This is a genomic window from Arthrobacter sp. TJ-236, assembly GCF_058269235.1.
In genome coordinates, this window is sequence record NZ_JBZCNI010000002.1 from 242,303 (window position 1) to 263,268 (window position 20,966).

The following is a 20,966-nucleotide window of genomic DNA, read 5'->3' on the forward strand; positions in this document are numbered from 1 at the left end:
TTGCGGCGTGGGGTGGTCAGAGCGGCGGGAAGATGCCCGCCGCCGACACGAGGAACGCTGCCGGTGCGGCCAGCAGCCAGCAGATACGCCGTCGTCGTGCCTGCTTCACGGCGCGCACCAGCGCGTCGAAGTGCCCGACGACGTCGGCCGGGTTCCGGAGGGTCGGTGCGGTGCGTGTCCACGTACCAGGCTGGGCTGCGGCCGCGGACAGGAGTGCCACCTGATCGGGCGAGAACACCTCGGGGCGGCATCCGAGCCATGCGCGGACCTCATGGGGCGTGAGGACGGAGACCGACTCGTGCTTCTCGCGCCGGGTGAGCTGACGGCTACCGACGACGACGATCAGGGCTTCGGCGGTCACGTCGTCACGAACCGCCGCGGAGAGCAACTTCGCGGCGCGGGCGCCTTCGTGTGCCGAGTTCCGGAGGTAGGGCACCCGGGTGCCGTTCACCATGAACGTTCCCTTGGCCGTCCAGATCCTGGCCCCCTCGTGGTGCTTCGTGTTGATCGTGAAGACGCCGGCCGGTCCGATCACCACGTGGTCGATGTCCGCGGACCGGGTGCCGACCGGGACGGCGTGCAGCACCGTCCATTCGGGACCGAGGGTGGCGAGGACACGGCCCACCAGGCGCTCGCCGAGCGCCCCTGTGTACCAGGACCGCGCGGACGCAGGCAGCAGCGGTACGCCGAACATTCTGCCTAGGAAGCCGCGGGGCGGGGCCGCTGCCTGCAGCGTCAGTACCTGTTCCATGACGGCCTGCCCGGCAGCGCGCCGGCGGAGCGGGCCGATGGTCGCGGGTGGAGCCGGAACCCCGCCCTTCGGACCGGCGTCCGGCGCAAGGCCTGCAGTCGATTCTGCTCTCAGGTCAGCAGTCATCGGGCGGTCCTCGACGTCATGGGTGTGCCCCGTGGGGTTCGCGTGACCGGACGGGATGCCCGGTCCCTTCGAACCTATGCCCGCTACCTCGTATGGCCGCGCCTGCTCGGCTCTGTTTGTCGGCAGGTTTGCATCAGGATGAACGCACCCGGACCGCGTCCGTCGCAGGCCTCAGCGGGCTTTCAGCAGCGCGATCGCCTGGCGCAGCCCTTCCTCCATGCTGACGCTCCTGTCATACAGCCATTGCAGCTGAAGACCGTCGAACGTACCGAGGAGCAGGCGTGCGGCCCATTCGGCGTCGATGTCCGCCCGGTACTCTCCCGAGCGCTGCCGCTCACGGACGTCCTGGGCGACGTTGTGTACCAGGCCCACGTAGCGGTCGTGGAAGTACCGGTGCGAGGCGTGAGAGGGCTGATGCGCTGTCGCCGAGGCCACCGCGTGCAGGGCGGTGAGTCCTGGCTGGTCCTCGTTGTGCGCGGCGATCGTGGGGAGGTCGTCGATGGTGATGCCCTTCTCCCCGGCGAGTTCCCGGGCGCGTTCGTCCCGCTCGGCGAGCACGGCCTGCTGCAGTTCCTGCTTGCTGCTGAAGTAGTGGAAGAGGGTGGCCTCCTGCACGCCCACGAGTTCGGCGACACGCTTGAGCGCCGCCCCCTCGAACCCTGCGGTCGCGAAGACGTCCGTCGCCGTCTCGACGATCATGCGCCGCCTCTGCTCGCCCTTCGCGTACGGCCCGCGCACTACTCTCCCTGTCATGGCCCCAGTGTAGGAGTGACCAGCAGCCCGGTGCGTCTCGGCTCCGGGTGACCCTTCTCGATGACGGACACCTCAGGGAAGCAGCGGCGCCGGACGTCTCAGCTCAGGATGTCCTTGGTGCTGAAGCGCCCGTACGCCAGCGCTCCGAAGACCGCGATGTACCCGGCCTGAAGGAGGGCGTTGTCGAGGAACGAGGTCCATACGATGGGCTGCCGCAGGAAGTCGGCGAACCCGAGCCAGTAGTTGGTGAACAACCACGGGTGCAGCCACTCGAGCTGCGGCAGGGCGCCGAGGATCTGCGCGACGGCGGCGAGCGCGGCCGTTGCGGCCATGGCTCCGACAGGAATGGTGGTGAGGGTCGAGATGAACAGGCCGATCGCGCTGAGACCCAGCAGGGACACCGTCACGTACAACGCGAGGAGGAGCAGCCGCCCGAAGTAGCCGCCGATTCCGACCGTGTCGCCGGAGAGCAGCGTGACCGGTCCGATGGGGAAGAGGATTGCGCCGATGATCGCACCGGTGATGACGACCGTGAGCGTGGCGACGAAGCAGAAGACGGCAGCGCCGGCGTACTTGACCAGGAGCAGCCGGATGCGCCCGGCCGGTGCGACCAGCAGATAGCGCAGGGTCCCCAGGTTCGCCTCACCCGCAATGGTGTCACCGGCCACGACGCCGATGGTCAGGGGCAGGAACAGCGGGATGGCGACGGTGAGCGCGGTCAGGGAGACGAACAATCCGTTCTCCGTGATGCTGTTGAGGAAGGCGGGACCGCGCCCGCTGGCGGAGCCGTCCGAGGACACCCGGACGACGACGGCGATGAGGATGGGGATCAGCGCCAGGGCACCGATCATCGCCCAGGTCCGGAGTCGCCGGAACAGCACCGTGATCTCCGACAGGACGAGCGTGAGCCCGAGCGAGCCCTTCGGCCTGGCCTCGACTGCGGTTCCGTCAGCCTGCGACATCGAATCCCTCTCCTGTGAGTGCGACGAACCGGTCCTCGAGCGAGGCGCCGCTGGCTTCGAATCCGCGCACCCTGACGTCGGCGTGCACTAGCGCCGCGTTGACCGTCTCCGGCTGCAGGCCGTCGACGGACAGCTCCGCGGTGATGACGTCGTCGCGCCCGTGCAGTTGGGGCGTGAGGCCGAGGCCGGTGAGCACGCGATGGGCGTCCGCGTAGTCCGGCGTCTCGATCCGGACCCGTGCGGTACCGACGGCCCGGAGCTCATCGAGCGTGCCCTGCGCCACGAGCCGACCGGCGCTCATCACCGCGATCATGGAGCACATCTGCTCCACCTCCGCGAGCAGGTGGCTCGAGACGAAGATCGTGGTGCCGTCGTCGGACAGGGATTTGATGAGGTTGCGGACCTCCCGCGTGCCCTGCGGGTCGAGGCCGTTGGTGGGCTCGTCGAGGATGAGCAGATCCCGGGGAGCGAGCAGGGCATTGGCGATGCCGAGGCGCTGCTTCATCCCCAGCGAATAGGCGTGGGCCCGTTTCTTGGCAGCATGGCCGAGGCCGACGCGCTCGAGGGCGGCATCGACGCGAGCGTTGCGAGTGGACGGGGACGTGTGGCGATCTGCTGCGTCGAACCGCTGCAGATTGGCACGGCCGGAGAGGAACGGGTAGATGGCCGGCCCCTCGACGAGGGCTCCCACCCTGGGTAGGACGCCCCGCGCGTCGCGCGGCATCACGCCGTCGAGCAGTCGGATCTCGCCGCTCGAGGCGGCGCTCAACCCCAGCAGCATCCGGATGGTGGTGGTCTTGCCGGACCCGTTGGGCCCGAGGAAGCCGAAGACGGTGCCGCGCGGGACGGCGAGGTCCACGCCGTCGACGGCCTTCTGCTGGCCGAAGGTCTTACTGAGGCCATGCGTCTCGATGGCGAAGCGCGCGCCCGTCACCGCGCAGTCCGAACCGTGGGTCCGGACTGCGCGGGTGCTGCTGCGGTCACTGTTGGGCGGCAGCGACGAGCTGGTCGACGCCTACAGCGCCTGCGAGGATACGGCCGTCATCGGTGATGAGAACGGAGACGAGCGAGGTCTGCAGGGCGCGCCCGCCGTCGACCTGCATGAGAGCCTGCTCGAGCAGGGCCTGCGCTCCGGCGACCTCCTCGGGGTCCATGCCCGGCTTGATCTCCATGATGTCGCCCATGCCGGCGCTCTCGCCCGTGCCGGGGTTCAGCCCGAGCTTGGCCGCGCTGCCGGCAGGCAGCTCGACGATGGTGCTCCAGTCCTCGCCGATGATCGTGGGCCGCTCGGGGTCCACGGCCTCGGGATCGAGCGAGCCGCGCTTGGCTTCGAGCTCGGCGCGAGCCTCCTCGGCTGTTGGCAGTTCGGTGACGGTGGCGCCGGCCGGGGCGGCGAACTGGAAGATGCTCGCAACCGGTGCGGTGAAGTCGACCGAGCTGAAGCCGGCCTGGAAAGCGGCTTCCTCCTGGCCCTTGGCCTGAACGGTGACGCTGAGCGGAACGCCGGTCTCGGAATCGACGGCCACCGAGATGGAGCCGATCAGGGTCGCGGGATCCTCGGGTGTCAGGAGGAGCTCGTAGGCGCTCCGGCCGGCGACGCGGCTGGTGCCGTCCACGGTCACCTCGGTGCTGGGATCCACCTCGGCGAGGAAGACCTGAGCGAGTTCGGCCGGCGTGCGGGGGAGGTTCTGCACCTCGGGGTATTCGGCTGCCTTCTGCTGCAGGGTGGCCTCGAGCTCGGCCTTGACCTGCTCCTTGTCCGGCAGGACGGCGTGGACGGCCTCGTTGGTCTGGGAGTTGTAGCTCCAGACCTCGTCCTCGTTCACGATGACGTCACGCTGCGCGAGCTGGTCCAAGACCTGCACACGGGCCTTCTCCGGGCCGTCGACGTACACCTGGGCGGTGTGCTCACCGGTCAGCAGTTCGAGCGCGGTGGAGGTGGGGTCGGAACTCGAGGTGGCGCCCGGCGGGGTGGCCATGGCGAGGTCCGGCAGTCCGAGGTCCGACGACTGCTCGACGGTGCCCGAGTAGGCGTCGTCGGAGCTGGTGGCCACGAACTCGAGCAACTCCTGAGCGGTCTTCGCGGGCAGCTGTGGTTGTGCCTCGGCCACTGCGGAGCCGCTCACGGCGGCACCTACGATGACGACCGGGACGATGCCGGCGGGGAGCCAGCGCCAGTTCTTGTTCATGAGAGAGCCTTCCGAACGATTACGTACCCCACTTGAGCCACACGCTACACCTCGGGGCCGACATGTTCTACAACGTGTAGTAGTGGAACGAATGGGAGGTGGAGTGCGTGCCGTGATTCCGTCGTCGAGCGGGAACGGGCGCGCCTACCGACCTCCCCCGGGTGGCCCCGCAGGGCTAGCGGCCCACGCGCCGGCGGCCGGCGACGCTCTCCGCGACGCCGATCAGGAGCACTGCCGCGATCACCGACACGATGAAGCCGAGGACGTTCAACTCGAAGACGTTGCCGGTGTGGAGCAGGCTCGCGATCGAGCCGCCGATCACCGACCCGACGAGGCCCAGCAGGAGGGTGGCGATGAAGCCCAGGTTCTGCCTGCCGGGCTTGATGAGGCGTGCGAGCGCACCGATGATGAGCCCCGCAACGATGAATCCGATCATGATCTGCTCCTTGTCGATGAGCGCGAGAGGGAACCAGGCCTGCAACCCGTCGGCTGAAGGGTGCGACGCCTTGCCGCGGGTGGCCTGACCATCAACGATAGAGGAATGCAAAGCATGCTGAGGAATTTTCGATGACCGGGAGGACGACCGGGAAGAGGGAGTGTGGCGAATCGCACGGCGCAGTCTCCGCCGGCCGGTCCAGACCCCACGGAGTGAGCAGGATCGTGGGGCTCGCGGTCGGGTGGGTGCTCGTGCTGGTCGGCGTGGCCGCCCTGGTGCTGCCGGGACCGGGGTTGCTCGCCTTGGTTGCCGGGCTGGCCGTCCTGGCGCAGCAGTACGACTGGGCGCGGCGGGCGCTGCAGCCCGTCAAGAGCAGGGCCTTCGCGGCGGCAGCGCAGGGAGTGCGGACCACCGGCGCCATCGTGCTGAGCTTCACCGGCGCACTCCTGCTGATCATCGTTGGCGTGGTCTGGGGTCTGCAGCCGCCGATGCCGGGCTGGTGGCCGCTCGAGGAGCGGTGGTGGTTGCCCGGCGGCTGGAACGTGGGATCGGGGCTGATCATCTCCGGCGTGCTGGCGGCCGTCTTCATCGTCTACAGCATCAGGAGGTTCCGGCCGCGGAGGCCGGGCGCGTCACGGTGACGGCGTGGAACGCGTCAGTCCCACGAGCCCTGCATCAGGCGCCGAGTGCGCGCACCTGCTCCAGAAGCTCGAAGGCCTTCTCATCGGCGCCTGCCTCCGAGTACAGGCGTGCCGCCGCGGAGAGGTGGTGCTCGGCCTGCTTCCGTGAACCCCGCGCCAGGTAGTACTGGCCGAGGCAGTACTCGAGATCGGTGTCGGCCTCGAAGTCGAGGAGATCCCGACCCTGGGTGAGCTGCTTCAAGAGGGACTCCGCCTCGGCGAGGTCCTCAGTCACCAGAGCAACCCTCACCCGCGTGAGTGTCAGTTCGAGCACCTGACCCTCGGTGCCGACCAGTGACAACCCCACCTCGGCTTTCCTGATCGACTCGCGAACCGAGTCGTCGAGGAGACCGGCCTGCATCTTCATGCGGGCGCTGGCACTGTGGAAGTCCGACCAGACCTCGAGATCGGCCTGGGGTGCGAGCAATCGCCCGGCGAGATCGTGCTGGAGCCGACCCTCGGCGACGTCGCCCCGCCGGAAGGCGACATTGCCGATGGCCCAGGCACCCAGCGCGATCTGGATGGAGGGCACGGACGGCCCTGCGTCGGTCATGTCGAGCCCCAGCGCCACGTCCCACGCCTCATCGAGATCGCCCTTGACCGCGAGGGCTGCGATCAGGATGAAGGCGGTCTGCAGGCGGGCAGGTGAGGAACGGCTCAGGACCTCCGCGACCGCCGTGGCCTCCCGCGCGAGCTCGAGCGCCTCGGTCAGGCGCCCGGTGCTCCGCGCGATGACCGACAGGCGACCGAGGACGATCGCGCAGAGTTCGGGCGTGGACGGTAGCAGCGTCGAAGACTTCATGTGCAAGAGCACGGCCTCCGCCTCGGGAAGGCGGCGCAGCGTGATCAGGGATTGCGCGTGAAGCATGGACATGAGCCACCATGCCGATCCGTCCCGTTGCTCGAGGGCGATGTTGGCGGCATGTTCCGCCTCCGCGGCCGCGAGCTCGTTGTCGCGCATGTCCCGTGCGTAGTTCGCCGCGAAGACGGCGAGGGTGAGCGCTGATTCGTCGCCGGCCGTCGGCGTCTCGACCCACCAGGTGAGGGTGCGCGCGTCCATGCCCAGACGCTCCGCGAAGTGCTGCACCATGCCGGGTGTCGGCTGGCGCTGGTCATGCTCGAGTAGCGAGATGAACCGGCTGGAGTACGCGCCGTCGCCCAGTTCCGCCTGCGTCATGCCTTTGGCGGTGCGCGCCTGGCGCAGCATCTCGCCGAACCTCATGGAATCACCGTTGCCATAGAACCTGTCGAACCCCCCTCGAGCACGGCCACGAGGCCCGGACCACGCCGGCATCGATTCGTGACTCCCCATGTGTAGCAGACCCCGCGGACATTCACTACAACGTCGTAAACGCCGTCCCTGGGTACCGAGGCCCCATGGCCCGGTCAGCGCGTGATCGGGGTGCCGAGTTCGCGCAGGTAGGAGGAGAACCCCCCGGGCACGCGGCCCACCGTGCGCGAGGACGTGGTGACCTGCAGCGCGGCGGTCGCCGTCCATCGTGCGCCGGAGGCCTTCGCCCGGGCCGCGAGGTCGACGTCCTCGTCATGTGTCAGTGGCCGGAAACCGCCGACCCCCTCGTAGGTACTGCCCCTGATCCCCAGGTTTGCGCCGTGCACGTGACCATGCCCTTCGACCGCGGAGTACGAGTCCGCCCAGAGCTGCAGCCGCTCGGTGTTGTCGGCGGTCAGGACGGGCCGGACGGTGCCCAGCACGAGGTCGTGGTCCGCCGCGAGCCGGTGGAAACGAACGAGCCAGTCGCGCGGCACCGTCGTGTCCGCGTCGGTGGCGGCAATCCACGTGGAACTCGGCAGGCTGCGCGATTGCGCCAGCGCGAAGCGGGCGCCGGCGTGCCGGGCCGCTCCCACCGAGCCGAACGAACCGGCGATGACCGAGACGCCCGGGGTCCTGCGGGCTATGCGTTCCGATCCGTCCGTGCACCGGTCGAGGACCACCGTCACCGAGACGAGGACCCGCGGGATGGTGCGCAGCAACTGCCGGCGCGCGGTGTCGAGCGACGCCAGACACGCGGGCAGCGAGTCCTCCTCGTTGCGGGCGGGGACCACGACGGCCACCTGCCCGGGCATCACAGCAGGCCCTCTCGCCGAGCCACCGACACGGCAGGAGCGGCGACGAGAACCTCCAGCAGGAAGTCCTCCTCGGTGTGGAGGGCCAGGGTCGACAGACCGGAGAGGCGTCGAACACGCTCGTGCACGGCGTCGCCGTCGAGTTCCCAGCCCTCGATCGGGTAGCGCCAGTGGCAGAGGACGAGGACGCCGTCGTCCGTGAGTGAGGTGCGGATGAGGCGTATGACGTCGTCGAGCTGGTCCGAGGAGAGGAAGTAGCCGGTCTCGGAGAGCACGATCAGGTCGAAGGGACCATCATCCTCCGGCCAGTCGCGGGGAACGGTGGCGAGCCGGGCCGTCGCGGCCTCGTCGAGGATGAGCGCCTCGTTCGCCCGGCGGACCGCGGTCTCGCTGGTGTCGAGCGCCAGGAGCATGTCGGAACGCGCGGCCAGCTCCTGGGTCAGGGCGCCGACCGAGCAACCGATCTCGAGGGTCTGTTCGAAGCGCTGCCGTGGCAGGCTCCCCATGGTCAGGGCCCGTTTGCGCTGCTCGTAGAAGCGGTCCGTCACGTCCCACGGATCGGCCTTGTCCTGGTGCAGCCGTTCGAAGGTCGAGGAGCCACCACTGACGAAGAAGGCTTCGACGTCGCGCTCGAAGTGCTCGATCACGGCGGGAGTGAGCAGGACCTCGTCACCGGGCGCGTCGGAGAGGGGCGCCGTCTGCGATACGTGGAGAGCGAGGGCCGAGCGCTTCCGCTCGTGGTCGTCGGGGTCGAGCCTGTGCAGGGTGAGGTCAGCGAGGTCCTGCGCCTGGTCCGTCGCCGTACCCCAGTGCCACAGCCAGATGGGGTATTCGAGCAGCGCGATGTCCCGCGCGGAACACACCTCGGCGGCAGCGTGTCCGACGACGTCGTGGTCTGTGTGTCCGTCGCGTCGCCAAGGCGCTGCGACGAGCGTGCGCGGATCGTCGCCGTCGCCCAGATGGCGGAGGAGGGCGGCTTCGACCGCGGGGCGGGTGAGGCCGCCGTCGGGCAGGCCCTCGAAGGTGAGCTGCGCGGACGGCGCCAGCACCTGCAGGGCGCCGGTCACCTCCGCGCGCCGCACCTCGGCGAGTTGCCCGGGGGCGTGCGTGGGGGAGGAGGGGTGGGAGCCCTCACCGTCGGTCAGGACGACGACGTCGCAGCGGACACCCTCACGCGCGAGACGGGCGAGCAGGCCGCCGGCGCCGAGGGTCTCGTCATCGGGATGTGCGGCGAGGAGGACGAAGCGCGCGGGGAGCCGACCGTCGAACAATTCGTCCACCCGCAGCTCGTCGGTGGCCTCCCGGTCCTGCTGCCAGGTGCGCCAGTGACTCTCCGGTGTTCCTTCGGCGTCGTGCGTGAAGGTCACCACGGTGATACGCCCCCGTGCGCGAGATCCAGGACGCGCTGCCCCAGCGAGGCGTCGTCGCGTTCCGCATGGTGCTGGCGGAGGTAGAGGTTCAGGTCGGCGACCCGTGCGGCATGCTGCTCGTCGAAGGCCAGCGGCTGCGGACCCAGTGCGTGGGACGCCGCTTCGAGGACCAGCTCGGCGGACCGGAAGGCGGAGGCGCGGACCCGCGCCGCGATCAAGGCACCGTCCTGGCCCGCCGCGCGTCCGGTGTCGACGGCGTCCGCCGCGTCGGCGAGAAGGGTCCGGGTCTCGTGGAGGGCGGTGTCGACCCGGCCGAGGTGCATGAGCATCACCTGGTCCGGGGAGCGCCGCCCTGCGGCGCCCAGGAGCGTTCTGGCAACGCCGAGCGCACCGCCGTACCAGCAGGCCGCCACACCCATACCGCCCCAGGCGAAGCCGTCGCGCCGGAGATACCAGTCGGTGGCCCCCAGCGGTATCGCGGCGACCGCATCGAAGGTCACGGAGCAGCTGGTCACGAGCGGTAGGCCGTGGCTCACCCAGGTGTCCGCCGGCTCGAACGTCACGCCGTCACGTCGGAGGTCGACGGCGAAGGCGCGGCGCCCGCCGTCGACCCGCGCCGTCACGACGGCATGATCGAGGTGCTCGGCGAGGGAGCACCAGGGCTTCGTGCCCGTGAGCGTCCAGGCCCCGTCCGGTTCCTCCGAGGCCTGGAGCGCGAGCCCGGGGCTCTCGGCGGCGAAGACTCCCCAGACGCCTGATGGGGGGAGCGCCGTCGGCGCTCCTCGGTTCGCCTGATCGATGATGGCCAGCGCATCGAGGTGTGGTTCGACGACGCGGGCGATCGACAGGTCGATGGCGGCGAGGGTGGTGAGGGCGTCCCAGGTCTCGGCGGTCCGCCCCGACCCGGGAAGGGGAACGCCGTCGCCGAGCGCGTGGGCGAGGGCGAGCGATCTCACGAGCGACCCTCGTGCCGCGTTCGCCTGGAGTGTCAGTGAATCCAGGGGTGACGCGACCCCGGTGGTCGTCACGCGCGGCCGACTCTCGAACGGTGGATCCGGGGGCGGGTCATCTTCGCAGTGTACTGACCAGTCGGCAATCGACATCCGGTCTTGACTTCCGAGCGCGCGGCGGCAATGTGCCCCTGCTCAGGCCTCCGGGGGGAGCGCCTCGTGGTGTTCGAGGCCCTTGGTGCGGCGGTCCTCTTTCATCTCGGCCTCGAACAGGTGCCGCTTGCCCTCGACGAGGGAGTCGCGGGCCTCCTTCTCGAAGGCCTTGAACTCGGCGTAGTAGTGGTCGTCGTAGTCCTCCATGATCTGGAAGGTCCAGCGACCCTTGATCACGTTGCGCCCGATGATCTCCGTGGCCAGTTTGTCCGCGATCTCCGTGTGGCCGGCCTTGCGGAACAGCTCCTCGGCGTCGGACAGGTTGAGATCGGCCTTGCCCGTCAGGCGGTGGAAGCCGTAGAGGTAGCCGCGTGCGTGCTCCACGACCTCGAGTGCCTCGGAGAGTTTGCCGAGGGCCTCGACGGTGATGTCGGAGACGCCCTCAGGGCGCTGATGGGTTGCGTCGGGACCGGGGGTGTCGATGGTTGCCATGCTCGTACCGTACCCACTTCCGCCGACGGTCAGACAGTGCAGACGCGCCCCTCTCCCGCGGTGGCCGGGGCGACCGGGCCACGCGGAGGTGCGGAAGCCCGGATCGTGCGCCGGGGGCGGGTGACTAGCGGAGCTCCGGCTTCGCGATGACCGCGATGTCGTCGTCGCCCCGGCCGGCCCGCTGCGCTTCCGTGAGGGACTGCAGCAGCGCTGTGACGGCGGGCAGCGGATCGGGTGTGGAGCGGAGGATCAGCCTCGCGTCCTTCGCCAGCAGGTCGGCGGAGAACTGGGTGTCGCCGAATGTGCCGCCGGTGATCACGGGCCCCTTCATCCCGGCGATCACGCCGAGGCCCGTGCCTGTGAGGAGGTCCATGACCGCAGCGGCGTCGAGGCCGTTGGCGGCGCCGAGGCGCAGTGCCTCCACGAGTCCCTGCAGCGAGACGCCCAGCGCGAGATTGGCCAGGAGCTTGCCGGTCGCGGCGTCCGACGCCGTGGCGACGCGGCGCAGGCGCTCCGGATCGGCCCACAGCGCCGCGAGGGGTTCGACGACGTCGACGTCCGCTTCCGCACCTCCGAGGAGCACGCCCAACTGCCCGGCACGCGCGGGCGCGAGGCTGCCGATCACGGGCCCGTGCACGTAGCGGACGCCTGCGGCCGACGCGTACTCGGCGAACTCCCGGGCGTCCTCGGGGGAGACCGTCGTGACGTCGAGCCACACGGCGTCAGCAGGCACCTCGAGACCGGACAGCACCACCTCCCGGACGGTGTCCGGGCCGAAGAGGACGGTCACGACGACGTCGGCGCCGCGCACGGCGTCCTCCGCCGTCCCGGCCACCGTTGCCCCGGCGTCGCGCAGACGGTCCACGGCGCCCGCCGTGCGGTTCCAGGCGGTGACGTGGTGACCCGCGGCGACGAGGTGCACGCCGAGTTCGTGGCCCATGCGGCCGACGCCGAGCAGTGCGATCTTCATGCTGTCCTCCAGGAGTTGCCGAATGGTCGGGTGACTAATCTTCGCTGACCTGGCGGCGGAAGGTGTCCCGCTTCACGTGCAGGTCCCAGAGATGACCGGCGAGGACGTCGGGATCCTTCTCCGGATCGCCCTCGACGATCGCGCCGCCGATGACGAGCTGCGACACCTGGATGCCCTCCTCCCCGAGCACCTCGTGCAGGAGCTGAGCGTAGGCAGCCTGGCCTGCGAAGGCCACCGAGGTACCGGTGAAGGACCGCCCGGGCTTCACGGCGGAACCGCCGTTGACGAAGAGGATGGTGCCGCGGTTCTCACCGAGGAACCGCATGCCGGGAACCACCTGGTGCACGGCGGCGACGGGCCCGTAGATGGAGAACTCGACCGGCCCCCGGAGGTCCTCCGGAGTGGTCTCGAGGACGGGACGCATGAAGTCCTTCTGCGGCAGCGGGCTGTACTGGAGCACCTCGATGGGACCGAGGGTCTCCGTCGCAGCCTCGAGCGCGGCGGCGATGGACGCGGGGTCGCGGACGTCGGCGACGAACCCGCGGGCGTGCACGCCCACCTTCCCGAGGTCCTCCGCCAGAGCGTCGAGCTTGCCCTGGTTGCGGGAGATGAGAGCCACGGAGAATCCCTCGGCGCCGAAACGCCGAGCTACGGCGGCCCCGAGGCCGCGTCCTGCACCGATGATCGCGAGAGTAGTCATGACAGGTGTAAGCCGGGAGGCCCCGTGATCATTCCGTCATCATTTCGTGATCGTCCCGTTGTCATGACTCACGCAGGGAGGGGCATGCGGCAGACGCTCAGTCCGGAGCCCGGCCGGACAGCCGCTCGACACCGACCAGCAGGGCAGAATGGTCGAGTGCGCCGTCGCCGGTCGCGACGAGCGAGGCCATGAGCTGACCCAGCAGTCCGCTCATCGGCAGCACCACGGAGGCCTCGCGAGCCGTCGCGAGTGCTATTCCGAGATCCTTGTGATGAAGCTCCGCGCGGAAACCGGGAGTGAACGCGTGCTCCAGCATCCCCGCGGCCTTCCGCTGCAGCACCGTGCTCCCCGCGAGCCCCCCTCCGAGCACCTCGACAGCCGCCGCCAGGTCCACGCCCTGGGCATCGAGCAGTGTCAGGGCCTCGGCGAGGATCTGGATGTTGCCGGCAACGATCAACTGGTTCGCGGCCTTCACCGTCTGCCCGGAACCCGCGGGTCCCACGTGGACGATCGTGCTGCCCAGCACCTCGAGGACCGGCCGCGCACTGTCGAGGTCCGACGACGAACCACCCACCATGACGGACAGCGTTCCGTCGATCGCAGCCTGCTCCCCGCCGCTCACCGGTGCATCGAGAACGCGGATGCCGCGCGCGGCACCCTCGTCGGCGATCCGTCGGGAGGTCCCCGGGGCGATCGAACTCATGTCGATCAGCAGCGTCCCGGGTGCCGCGGCTCCGAGTACGCCGCCGTCGCCGAGCACCACGGCCTCGACGTCCGGCGAGTCGGGGAGCATGGTCACCACGATGTCGGCACCGGCCACCGCGTCGGCGATGCTGGCCGCTGCCCTCCCGCCGTGTTCCTCGAGGGCTGCCGCTCGGGCCGGTGAGCGATTGAACCCCGCGACCGTGTGGCCTGCGTCGACGAGATTGCGGGCCATGGGCAGGCCCATGATGCCGAGGCCGAGGAAGGCAACGGTGGCCGCGCTGGTCGTGGTGGTCGATGGGGTCATGAGACGGTCTCCTCCTGGTGCATGGCCGGCAGGTTCCAGCGGTTGTCGATCAAGCCGATGGCGCGGCGCGCGCGTGCGGCGAGGGCATCGAGGTCGCCGTCGTCGTCGAAGGCGTCCCGCACGAGGTCGCGGCTGAGCCCGATCAGCGCGGCACCGGCCGTGAGGTAGCCGGGTGCCTCGTCGATCAGCACACCGCCGGTCGGGAACAGCGGGATCTCCGGGAGCGGCCCGGCGAGTTCCTCGATGTAGGCGATCCCCCCCACCGGACCCACGGGAGACACCTTGACGGCCTCGACGCCGTAGCCCCACGCCGTCACGATCTCCGTGGGGGTCAGCGCCCCCGGGATGAAGGACACCCCGCGCGAACGTGCCGCGGCGATGACCCGCGGGTCGGCGATCTGACTCACCAGGAACTGCGCGCCGGCGTCGATCGCGGCCAGCGCCTGCTCCTCGGTGCGGACGGTTCCCGCACCCACGACGACGTGGGACGGGAGCTCGCGCCGGGCGGCGGCGATGGCTTCGAGCGCGCCCGCCGTGGTCAGGGTGATCTCGACGGCAGGGATCCCGTTGTCGGCCAGGACGCGGCAGACGTCGTGGAAACGCTCGGCGTGCTGTGCGCGGAGCACGGCGACCACCGGGCGTTCGGCGAGCCGTGCGGTGAGTGCGGTCATGAGGCTGGCTCCTGAGCTGGTTCTCGTGCTGGTTCTCGTGCTGGGTCAGGTGACGGGTGAGGTGGCGGGGCAGGTGACTCGCGCACCTCCGTCCGCAGGTCGGCGAGTGCCTCGGCTGCACAGTCGAGTCGGGCAGCGGAGGCGAGGCCGCCGTGATAGATGTGCAGCTCGTCGGCTCCGGCTGCGACCAGCGAGCGCCAGTGGGAGCGCAGGGACTGCGGGTCGGCCGGCGACGGCGGTAGGACGGTCGTGTACGCGCCCGTCCGCAGCCCCCGGTGCCGCGCCGTCACCTCCTTCGTCCGTCGCACCCGCTCGCGGCTCGCGGCCCCGTGCTCCCAGGCGTCGACGACGACGGCATCCGGTCCCTGACGGTCGCTGCGGTCACCCTCCTTCCGTGGGGTGACAAGGGCCTCGAGAGAGGTGTTCGGACCTGTTGCCCACGGGTCGGGCGCCGCGAAGAACGCGAGGTCCCTGACACCACCGGCTCTCGCGGCCTCGCAGGAGGCGTCACGGACCGCCGCCGTGGCCCTGCGGCGGACCGCGAGGACAGCGTCGGCGGCGTCGTCGAGCACATCCGCGACGCCGGGCGCCCCCGTCCCGATCCCGTGGCGCACGAGGATCCGTAGGCGCTGCACGTCCACCCCCGCGTCCCCGTACGCCACGGTGCAGGGCGGGCAGAAGCACAGGGAGAGGAGGCCCTCGTCGGTGGTGCTCCAGTCCGCGCCCGCGGACTTCTCGTGGGTCGACTGGTGCGCGACTCCCAGCGGTCCGCACGCCTCGATGATCATCGCGTCAGCGGCGGTACTGCGCGCCGCCTCCGCGACCAGCGTGCCCGCGTACCGGACGACGTCGGGTTGGGACGGGCACAGCGCGTAGGCGTAGGTCTCGTCGAAGGCGTTCATGACGCACAGGTCCGGCGTGTCTGCGCCCGCCCCGTCGGCGTGCGTGATCACCACCCAGGCGCGGGTGCGGATGCCGGAACCCGCGAGGAGATCGCGCGCGCCGGTGAACGACTGCGAGCCCGTGTGCTCCGCCGCGTTCCGCGGGCGCAGCCGGGACTCGCCCCAGATGTGCTCGCGGACCGGGAAGTACACACCCGACGGCGCGTCGACGACCCGGCGGTCCGGCCGCCTCGGTGTCGCCGCGCGCACCGCATGGTAGGCGGCGGCGAGGGTGACGTCGTCGAATCCCAGACCCGCGAGTTCGGCGGCGGACGCTCGGGTGGGCACGTCCCAGGGGTAGGCGTAGAGCGTTGCCGCGAGGGGTTCCATCAGAAGCGGGGGAGCGTCGGCGAGTAGGCGGGCTGGATGCCCTGCATGTACCCGGTGTCGTCCCGCGTCGTCCGTCCCGATGCGACATACACGGCATGGAGGCGGGCGAGCTCGTCGAGGTCCAGCTCGACTCCGAGGCCGGGCGTCGTCGGGACCGCCACCGTGCCGTCGTGGATCTCGAGCACGCCCGGCTTCACCACCTCGTCCGCGCTGTTCCACGGGTAGTGGGTGTCGCACGCGTAGGCGAGCTGCGGGGTGGCGGCGGCGACGTGCGTCATGGCTGCGAGGGAGATGCCGAGATGTGAGTTGGAGTGCATCGACATCCCGATGCCGAGGGCGTCGCACAGGGCGCCGAGTTCTCGGGTGTGCCGGAGCCCGCCCCAGTAGTGATGGTCCGACAGGATGATCTGCACCGAGTCCTTGAGCACGGCTTCCCTCACCTGCTCGGGCGTGACGACACACATGTTCGTCGCCAGCGGGATCCCGGCCTCGCGGGCCACGGCGGACATCGCGTCCAGTCCGAGCACGGGGTCCTCGAAGTACTCGAGCGTCCCACGGAGTTCGCGGGCCACCATCAGCGCCGTCTCCACCGTCCAGGCGCCGTTCGGATCGATCCGCAGGGGGTGGCCCGGGAAGGCCGCGGCGAGCGCGCGGATGGCGGCGATCTCCTCCTCTGGCGGGAAGACCCCTGCCTTGAGCTTGATCGACCCGAACCCGAACGCATCGATCAGGACGCGTGCCTGCCTGACGATCCCCTCGGGGTCGAGGGCGGGCCCCCAGGCGTCCTCGGTGACCTCCCCGTGCGTCCCGCCGGTGTCGCTGCCGGCGGTCGGCGGATGCTCGCCCCACTTGTAGAAGAGGTACGCACTGTAGGGGACGTGCGTGCGGACGGCGCCGCCGAGCAGCTCCGACACCGGCAGGCCGGTCAGGTGCCCCTGGGCGTCGTGGCACGCGACGTCGATGATCGAGTACACGACGCGTCGCTGCAGCCGCGACAGCGGCCCGGCGTCGCCCCCGAGCACCTCGTTCACCGTCCGCTCGATCCCGTTGAGATCGAAGACGCCGGCACCGACGAGGGCCGGGCGTACCTGCTCGAGGCGGTCGAGCACCTCGCGTTCGCCGGAACCTTCGCCCAGTCCGATGACCTGGCGACCCGCGCCGTCCTCGACCACGAGCTGCAGGATGGTGCGGAGCGCGAGGGGTTCGTGGACGCCGTTGGAGTTCAGCAGCGGGGGGTCGCGGAAGGCGATGGGGGTGATGATGAGGTCCTTGATCTGCACGATCAGCCTTTCGTGGCGCCGGAGGTTATGCCGCGGATCAGCGACTTCTGCATGAGCAGGTAGATGACGAGGCTCGGAAGCAGCGCCAGGAGGGCGCCGGCGAGCAGCACGCCGGGGCCCACCTGGGCGTCGTTGCGGAGCACGGACAGGGCCACGGTGAGCGTGTAGTCCGAGGGATCATCGGCGGCGATCAGCGGGAGCAGGTACTGGTCCCAGATCATCATGAAACCGAAGATCGTCGCGACACCGAGCACGGGCTTGCAGAGCGGGAGGATGATGAGCCACAGCATCTTCAGCTCACCCACGCCGTCGAGCCGTGCGGCTTCCTCGATCTCGTCCGGGATGTCCTTCATGAACTCGGTCATGACAAGGATCGAGAACCCCCAGACCGCGACGGGCAGGATCACTCCGAAGGGGGTGCCCCGCAGGCTGACACCGATCAGGGGCAGATCGCCGATGACCTGCGAGAGGGGGATGGCGATCACCTCCTCCGGCAGCATCATCGTCAGCAGGAACAGGAGCAGCACGAGGCCCGCGCCCCGGAAGCGGTGACGGGCCAGCGCGTAGGCCGTGAGGATCGAGACGGCGATCTGCAGGGCCAGCCCGCCGCCCACGATCACGAGTGAGTTCGCGAAGTAGCCGAACACGCCCTTGTCCGCGGCGACCTCGAAGGGCCTGAGCGAGGGATCGTTCGGGAAGAGGCTCACGCGCGTGGAGTCGGTACTCGCGTCGAAGGCGCCGGACACGATCACCACGAACGGTGCGGCGAAGATGCAGAGGATGACGACGGCGAGGACCACTCGGAGCACGTTGGGTGCGGTGACTCCGGGGCGCCAGCCGAGCGCGGTGTCGAACTGCTGGTTCGGACGGCGGGTGGGAGTGCTCATCTGTCCTGCCTCCGTGAGGTGATCAGCCTGACGCCGATGGTCAGCGCAAGGGTGACGAGGAGCAGCAGGACCGACGCCGCCGACGCCACGCCGATGTCGTTCTGCTGGAAGCCCAGCGAGTAGATGCGTGTCATCCACACCTCCGTGGATCCTGCGGGTCCGCCGCCGGTCAGGACGTACACCTCCGTGAAGGTCCTGAGGCTGCGGATGGCGGCGAGTGTCAGGACCACCGAGATGGAGGCTCGCAGCCCGGGGAGCACGATGTAGCGCAGCCGCTGCCCGAGGGACACACCGTCCACGGCGGCGGCCTCGTAGTAGGTGCGATCGATACCCGCGAGGCCGGCGAGGATGATGACCATGGTGTAGGGCGCGCTCGTCCAGATGCCGACGAGCATGACGTACCACAGGGCCGTGGCCGGATCGGAGAGGAACTGCTGCGGGGGGATGCCGAGGGCTCCGAGGATGCTGTTGAGGAACCCGGTCTCCGTGGGGAAGAAGAGGATGCGCCAGATCTCACCGATCACGGCGATCGCGGTGACGACCGGCAGGAACACGGCCGTCCGGACGACGAAGAGTGTCCGTGACTGTCCCTCGAGCAGCAGGGCCAGCACGAGGCCGATGACGAGAGCGCCCACGGTCTGCCCGATGCCGAGGACCACCGTGTTGCCCAGGGCGTCCTGGAACCGTGGGTCCCCGATGACCTGCGCATAGTTGTCGAACCCCACGAAGATGTCGCCGAGGAAGGGTTGCACCTTGAAGGCGCTGAGCCGGAAGCCCTCGAGCATGGGGATGAACTTGAAGACCAGCGCGAACAGCAGCCCGGGGAGCAGGAAGAGCCACGGGACGAGCGCGCGCCGGAGGGGCTTGCGGCGGGCGCCGCTGCCCGCGGGCAAGGCATCGGTGGTTCCCGCGCCCCGACCCGCCCCGGCGCGGACCTCCGCGGCGGGGCGGGTTGCGGGAAGCGTCATCGGGCCAGGTCCTGTGCTTCGAGCTCCGCGGTGAAGCCCTCGTCGATCGCCTGAAGGCCCGCGCCGATGTCGCTCGAGCAGTCGGCCATCATGGCGTTCATGCCGTCGGCGAGGATCTGGCGGAAGGGTAGGAAGTCGATGGCCCAGGGAAAGGCCTTGGAGTCCTCGGCGTAGTCGTCCGCGATGATCTGCCAGCGCTCGTCGCCGTACACCTCGGAGATGTCGACGGTCGAGTTGACCGGCAGTCGGACCACCGGCTGGCTGACCACGCCGTCGTCCTGCAGGGCGCTGTCCATGCCCAGCTCCTGGGCTTCCGGCGAGATGAGGAACTCGGCGAGGGCTTTCTGCTCCTCGACCATGTCGGAACTTGCGCCGTAGTAGATGTTCTCGCCCTCCGCGAAGGTCGTGGAGCCCGCGGGACCACTCGGCATGGGGATGACTTCGACGTTCTCCTTGCCGACGGCGGCGTCGAACACGCTGAGGTTGTACGGCCCCGTGAGGTAGATGCCCGCCGTGCCCTCCGCGAAGAACGGCGTCTCCGCGGTGGTGAGGTTGAGCGACCCGGGTACCACGTTCCCGGGCGTGCAGAACTGGGTGCGCATGAACTCCATGGCTTCGGCCGTCCCGGGGGAGTCGACCACGGAGGTGTAGGTCCCGTCGCCGTTGTCCTCGAGGAGATCGCCGCCGGCCTGCCAGATGTAGGAGTTGCCCCATCGGGCGATGTACCCGCTCTTCGCGCTGCCGGGGACCACCATGCCGTAGGTGTCGTCCTGGCCGTTGCCGTCCGGGTCCTGGGTCGCGAACGCCGTCGCAAGGGCCTGCAGCTCGTCCCAGGTGGTGGGGACCTCGAGCCCGAGCTTCTCACGCCAATCCTTGCGGATCATCGTGGCGTTGGCCTGGCGCGACCAGGGGACGCCGTAGTAGGTGCCGTCGGTGCCCTTGTTCTGCTCCCAGGTCGCCTCGGCGATGTCCGCCTGACCTGCGAGCGATTCCCGGTCGATCGGCAGGAGCAGGCCCTGGCTCACGTAGTTCCCGAGTGAACTGGCGTCATTGATCATGACGTCGGGGAGGTCCCGCTGTGAGGCGCGTGCCTGCAGCTGGGTGTCGAATTCGAGGACCGCCTGGAAGTCCACCTCCACGCCGGTCTTCTCGGTGAAGGCGTCGAAGATCCTCTGGTAGGTGGCCGCGGGTTCCGGGCCGCTGCGGGTCCAGACCTCGATGGTGCCGCCGAGCTCCCCGTCTCCTTCGGGGGCGGCGGTGGAGGATCCGCTCGAGCAGGCGCTGATGGACCCCACCATCAGTGCTGCGGTGACTAACGCCGTCGTTCTTCGTGCCGCAGGGTGATTCTTCACAATGTGCTCCATTTACATATGCGAATGCGTTCCATCATTGTGAACGCATGCGCTACGCTAACGTTGACGATCAGGAGTGTCAAGGGAATCGGCGGGCAGGAGCCCGCAGGGGAGGCAGACCATGAGCGAACGGATACTGATCACAGGGGGCAGTGGCAAGGTCGCCGCGCTGCTCCGTCCCGCCCTCGTCGCACCCGGGCGGACCGTGACGCTGCTCGATCTCGCCGCCCCGCCGGAACTGCTCGACGGGGAGCAGGCCGTGGTGGCGTCCATCACGGATGGAGCGGCCGTCCGGACAGCCTGCACGGACACCGACCTCCTCGTCCACCTTGCCGGTCATCCCGGCGAGCGCCCGTGGCGCGAGATCCTGGAGACCAACATCCACGGCACCTACACGGTGCTCGAGGCAGCCCGTTCAGCAGGTGTGCGCCGGGTCCTGCTCGCGAGTTCGATCCACGCGGTCGGTTATGCGACGGCGGAGGAAGCCCTCGTGTCGGATGAAGTGCACCCGCGGCCCGACACCTTCTACGGCGTGAGCAAGGTGGCCGTCGAAGCCCTCGGGCAGCTGTACGCGGACCGGTTCGGCATGACCATCGTCTCCGCCCGCATCGGCACCGCGGAGGAGCGACCGTCGAGCGCGCGGTCGCTGTCCACCTGGGCCTCGCCCGATGACCTCGCGCGCCTTGTCGAGGCAGTCCTGCGCAATGACGACGGCGGCGCCCACGTGGTGTGGGCGGTCTCCGCCAACACGCGTCGCTGGGTGAACCACGAGGCCGGTGCCCGCGTCGGGTTCCGGCCCGAGGACGACGCCGAGCAGTACGCCGCCGCACTCGGCCACCCCGACGAGCTCCCACTGACCACGCTCCTCGGTGACTCCTTCACGAGCGGCCCCCTGGGGACGACGTGGTGAA

At 69.7% G+C, this 20,966-nt stretch carries 22 protein-coding genes; 2 read left to right on the forward strand and 20 right to left on the reverse strand.

Going from position 1 to position 20,966, the window contains the following annotated elements:
* Window positions 1-16: 16 nt before the first annotated feature.
* From AC4D16_RS09860 to AC4D16_RS09885, 6 genes are all read right to left on the reverse strand, one after another.
* Window positions 17-877, reverse strand: a complete 861-nt coding sequence (locus AC4D16_RS09860) for a nuclease-related domain-containing protein (RefSeq protein ID WP_490954860.1) — start codon at window positions 875-877, stop codon at window positions 17-19.
* Window positions 878-1,048: 171 nt separating this feature from the next.
* Window positions 1,049-1,630: a TetR family transcriptional regulator gene (locus tag AC4D16_RS09865; RefSeq protein ID WP_490950407.1), complete on the reverse strand. Its 582-nt coding sequence runs from the start codon at window positions 1,628-1,630 to the stop codon at window positions 1,049-1,051.
* Window positions 1,631-1,728: 98 nt separating this feature from the next.
* Window positions 1,729-2,592 carry an ABC transporter permease gene (locus AC4D16_RS09870; RefSeq protein ID WP_490954861.1) on the reverse strand — a complete coding sequence of 288 codons (864 nt, stop codon included), beginning with the start codon at window positions 2,590-2,592 and terminating at the stop codon, window positions 1,729-1,731.
* Window positions 2,579-3,526 (reverse strand): ABC transporter ATP-binding protein, encoded by a 948-nt coding sequence (locus AC4D16_RS09875; RefSeq protein WP_490950405.1) that lies wholly within the window; start codon window positions 3,524-3,526, stop codon window positions 2,579-2,581. Before AC4D16_RS09875 ends, AC4D16_RS09870 begins: the two co-directional genes overlap by 14 nt.
* Before the next feature lie 46 nt (window positions 3,527-3,572).
* A complete protein-coding gene (locus tag AC4D16_RS09880) occupies window positions 3,573-4,781 on the reverse strand; it encodes a LolA family protein (protein WP_490954862.1) in 1,209 nt (402 codons plus the stop codon).
* Window positions 4,782-4,956: 175 nt separating this feature from the next.
* Window positions 4,957-5,217 carry a GlsB/YeaQ/YmgE family stress response membrane protein gene (locus AC4D16_RS09885; protein WP_490954863.1) on the reverse strand — a complete coding sequence of 87 codons (261 nt, stop codon included), beginning with the start codon at window positions 5,215-5,217 and terminating at the stop codon, window positions 4,957-4,959.
* Between the two features lie 212 nt (window positions 5,218-5,429).
* On the opposite strand from AC4D16_RS09885, the gene AC4D16_RS09890 reads away from it, so the two are divergent.
* Complete coding sequence (locus AC4D16_RS09890; RefSeq protein ID WP_490954864.1) at window positions 5,430-5,858, forward strand: PGPGW domain-containing protein; 429 nt, start codon at window positions 5,430-5,432, stop codon at window positions 5,856-5,858.
* 34 nt (window positions 5,859-5,892) lie between these two features.
* Here the strand turns inward: AC4D16_RS09890 and AC4D16_RS09895 are convergent, their stop codons facing one another.
* The 14 genes from AC4D16_RS09895 to AC4D16_RS09960 form a co-directional block, all read right to left on the reverse strand.
* Window positions 5,893-7,119: a helix-turn-helix domain-containing protein gene (locus AC4D16_RS09895; protein WP_490954865.1), complete on the reverse strand. Its 1,227-nt coding sequence runs from the start codon at window positions 7,117-7,119 to the stop codon at window positions 5,893-5,895.
* Between the two features lie 164 nt (window positions 7,120-7,283).
* The gene (locus AC4D16_RS09900) at window positions 7,284-7,982 is read right to left on the reverse strand and encodes a glycosyltransferase family 2 protein (RefSeq protein ID WP_490954866.1); all 699 of its coding nucleotides are present in this window, start codon (window positions 7,980-7,982) and stop codon (window positions 7,284-7,286) included.
* Window positions 7,982-9,349, reverse strand: coding sequence for a PIG-L family deacetylase (locus AC4D16_RS09905; RefSeq protein ID WP_490954867.1), 1,368 nt, complete (start codon window positions 9,347-9,349; stop codon window positions 7,982-7,984). Before AC4D16_RS09905 ends, AC4D16_RS09900 begins: the two co-directional genes overlap by 1 nt.
* The gene (locus tag AC4D16_RS09910) at window positions 9,346-10,308 is read right to left on the reverse strand and encodes an acyl-CoA dehydrogenase family protein (protein WP_490954868.1); all 963 of its coding nucleotides are present in this window, start codon (window positions 10,306-10,308) and stop codon (window positions 9,346-9,348) included. The genes AC4D16_RS09905 and AC4D16_RS09910 overlap by 4 nt, the downstream gene beginning before the upstream one ends.
* Before the next feature lie 189 nt (window positions 10,309-10,497).
* Window positions 10,498-10,947 carry a hypothetical protein gene (locus AC4D16_RS09915; RefSeq protein WP_490950397.1) on the reverse strand — a complete coding sequence of 150 codons (450 nt, stop codon included), beginning with the start codon at window positions 10,945-10,947 and terminating at the stop codon, window positions 10,498-10,500.
* Window positions 10,948-11,071: 124 nt separating this feature from the next.
* A complete protein-coding gene (locus AC4D16_RS09920; protein ID WP_490954869.1) occupies window positions 11,072-11,917 on the reverse strand; it encodes an NAD(P)-dependent oxidoreductase in 846 nt (281 codons plus the stop codon).
* Between the two features lie 34 nt (window positions 11,918-11,951).
* Window positions 11,952-12,617, reverse strand: coding sequence for an SDR family NAD(P)-dependent oxidoreductase (locus AC4D16_RS09925; protein ID WP_490954870.1), 666 nt, complete (start codon window positions 12,615-12,617; stop codon window positions 11,952-11,954).
* A 97-nt stretch (window positions 12,618-12,714) separates the two neighbouring features.
* Window positions 12,715-13,626 carry a 2-hydroxy-3-oxopropionate reductase gene (locus tag AC4D16_RS09930; RefSeq protein WP_490954871.1) on the reverse strand — a complete coding sequence of 304 codons (912 nt, stop codon included), beginning with the start codon at window positions 13,624-13,626 and terminating at the stop codon, window positions 12,715-12,717.
* Complete coding sequence (locus tag AC4D16_RS09935) at window positions 13,623-14,297, reverse strand: bifunctional 4-hydroxy-2-oxoglutarate aldolase/2-dehydro-3-deoxy-phosphogluconate aldolase (protein ID WP_490950393.1); 675 nt, start codon at window positions 14,295-14,297, stop codon at window positions 13,623-13,625. Before AC4D16_RS09935 ends, AC4D16_RS09930 begins: the two co-directional genes overlap by 4 nt.
* Window positions 14,294-15,568 (reverse strand): hypothetical protein, encoded by a 1,275-nt coding sequence (locus AC4D16_RS09940; RefSeq protein WP_490954872.1) that lies wholly within the window; start codon window positions 15,566-15,568, stop codon window positions 14,294-14,296. The genes AC4D16_RS09935 and AC4D16_RS09940 overlap by 4 nt, the downstream gene beginning before the upstream one ends.
* Window positions 15,568-16,848: an enolase C-terminal domain-like protein gene (locus tag AC4D16_RS09945; protein ID WP_490954873.1), complete on the reverse strand. Its 1,281-nt coding sequence runs from the start codon at window positions 16,846-16,848 to the stop codon at window positions 15,568-15,570. The genes AC4D16_RS09940 and AC4D16_RS09945 overlap by 1 nt, the downstream gene beginning before the upstream one ends.
* Before the next feature lie 2 nt (window positions 16,849-16,850).
* A complete protein-coding gene (locus AC4D16_RS09950; protein ID WP_490950390.1) occupies window positions 16,851-17,735 on the reverse strand; it encodes a carbohydrate ABC transporter permease in 885 nt (294 codons plus the stop codon).
* Window positions 17,732-18,703 carry a carbohydrate ABC transporter permease gene (locus tag AC4D16_RS09955; RefSeq protein WP_490954874.1) on the reverse strand — a complete coding sequence of 324 codons (972 nt, stop codon included), beginning with the start codon at window positions 18,701-18,703 and terminating at the stop codon, window positions 17,732-17,734. The genes AC4D16_RS09950 and AC4D16_RS09955 overlap by 4 nt, the downstream gene beginning before the upstream one ends.
* Window positions 18,700-20,055 (reverse strand): ABC transporter substrate-binding protein, encoded by a 1,356-nt coding sequence (locus tag AC4D16_RS09960; protein ID WP_490950388.1) that lies wholly within the window; start codon window positions 20,053-20,055, stop codon window positions 18,700-18,702. Before AC4D16_RS09960 ends, AC4D16_RS09955 begins: the two co-directional genes overlap by 4 nt.
* A 121-nt stretch (window positions 20,056-20,176) precedes the next feature.
* On the opposite strand from AC4D16_RS09960, the gene AC4D16_RS09965 reads away from it, so the two are divergent.
* Entirely contained in the window at window positions 20,177-20,965 is a 789-nt protein-coding gene (locus tag AC4D16_RS09965) for an NAD-dependent epimerase/dehydratase family protein (protein ID WP_490954875.1), read from the forward strand.
* The last annotated feature ends 1 nt before the right edge of the window (window position 20,966 follow it).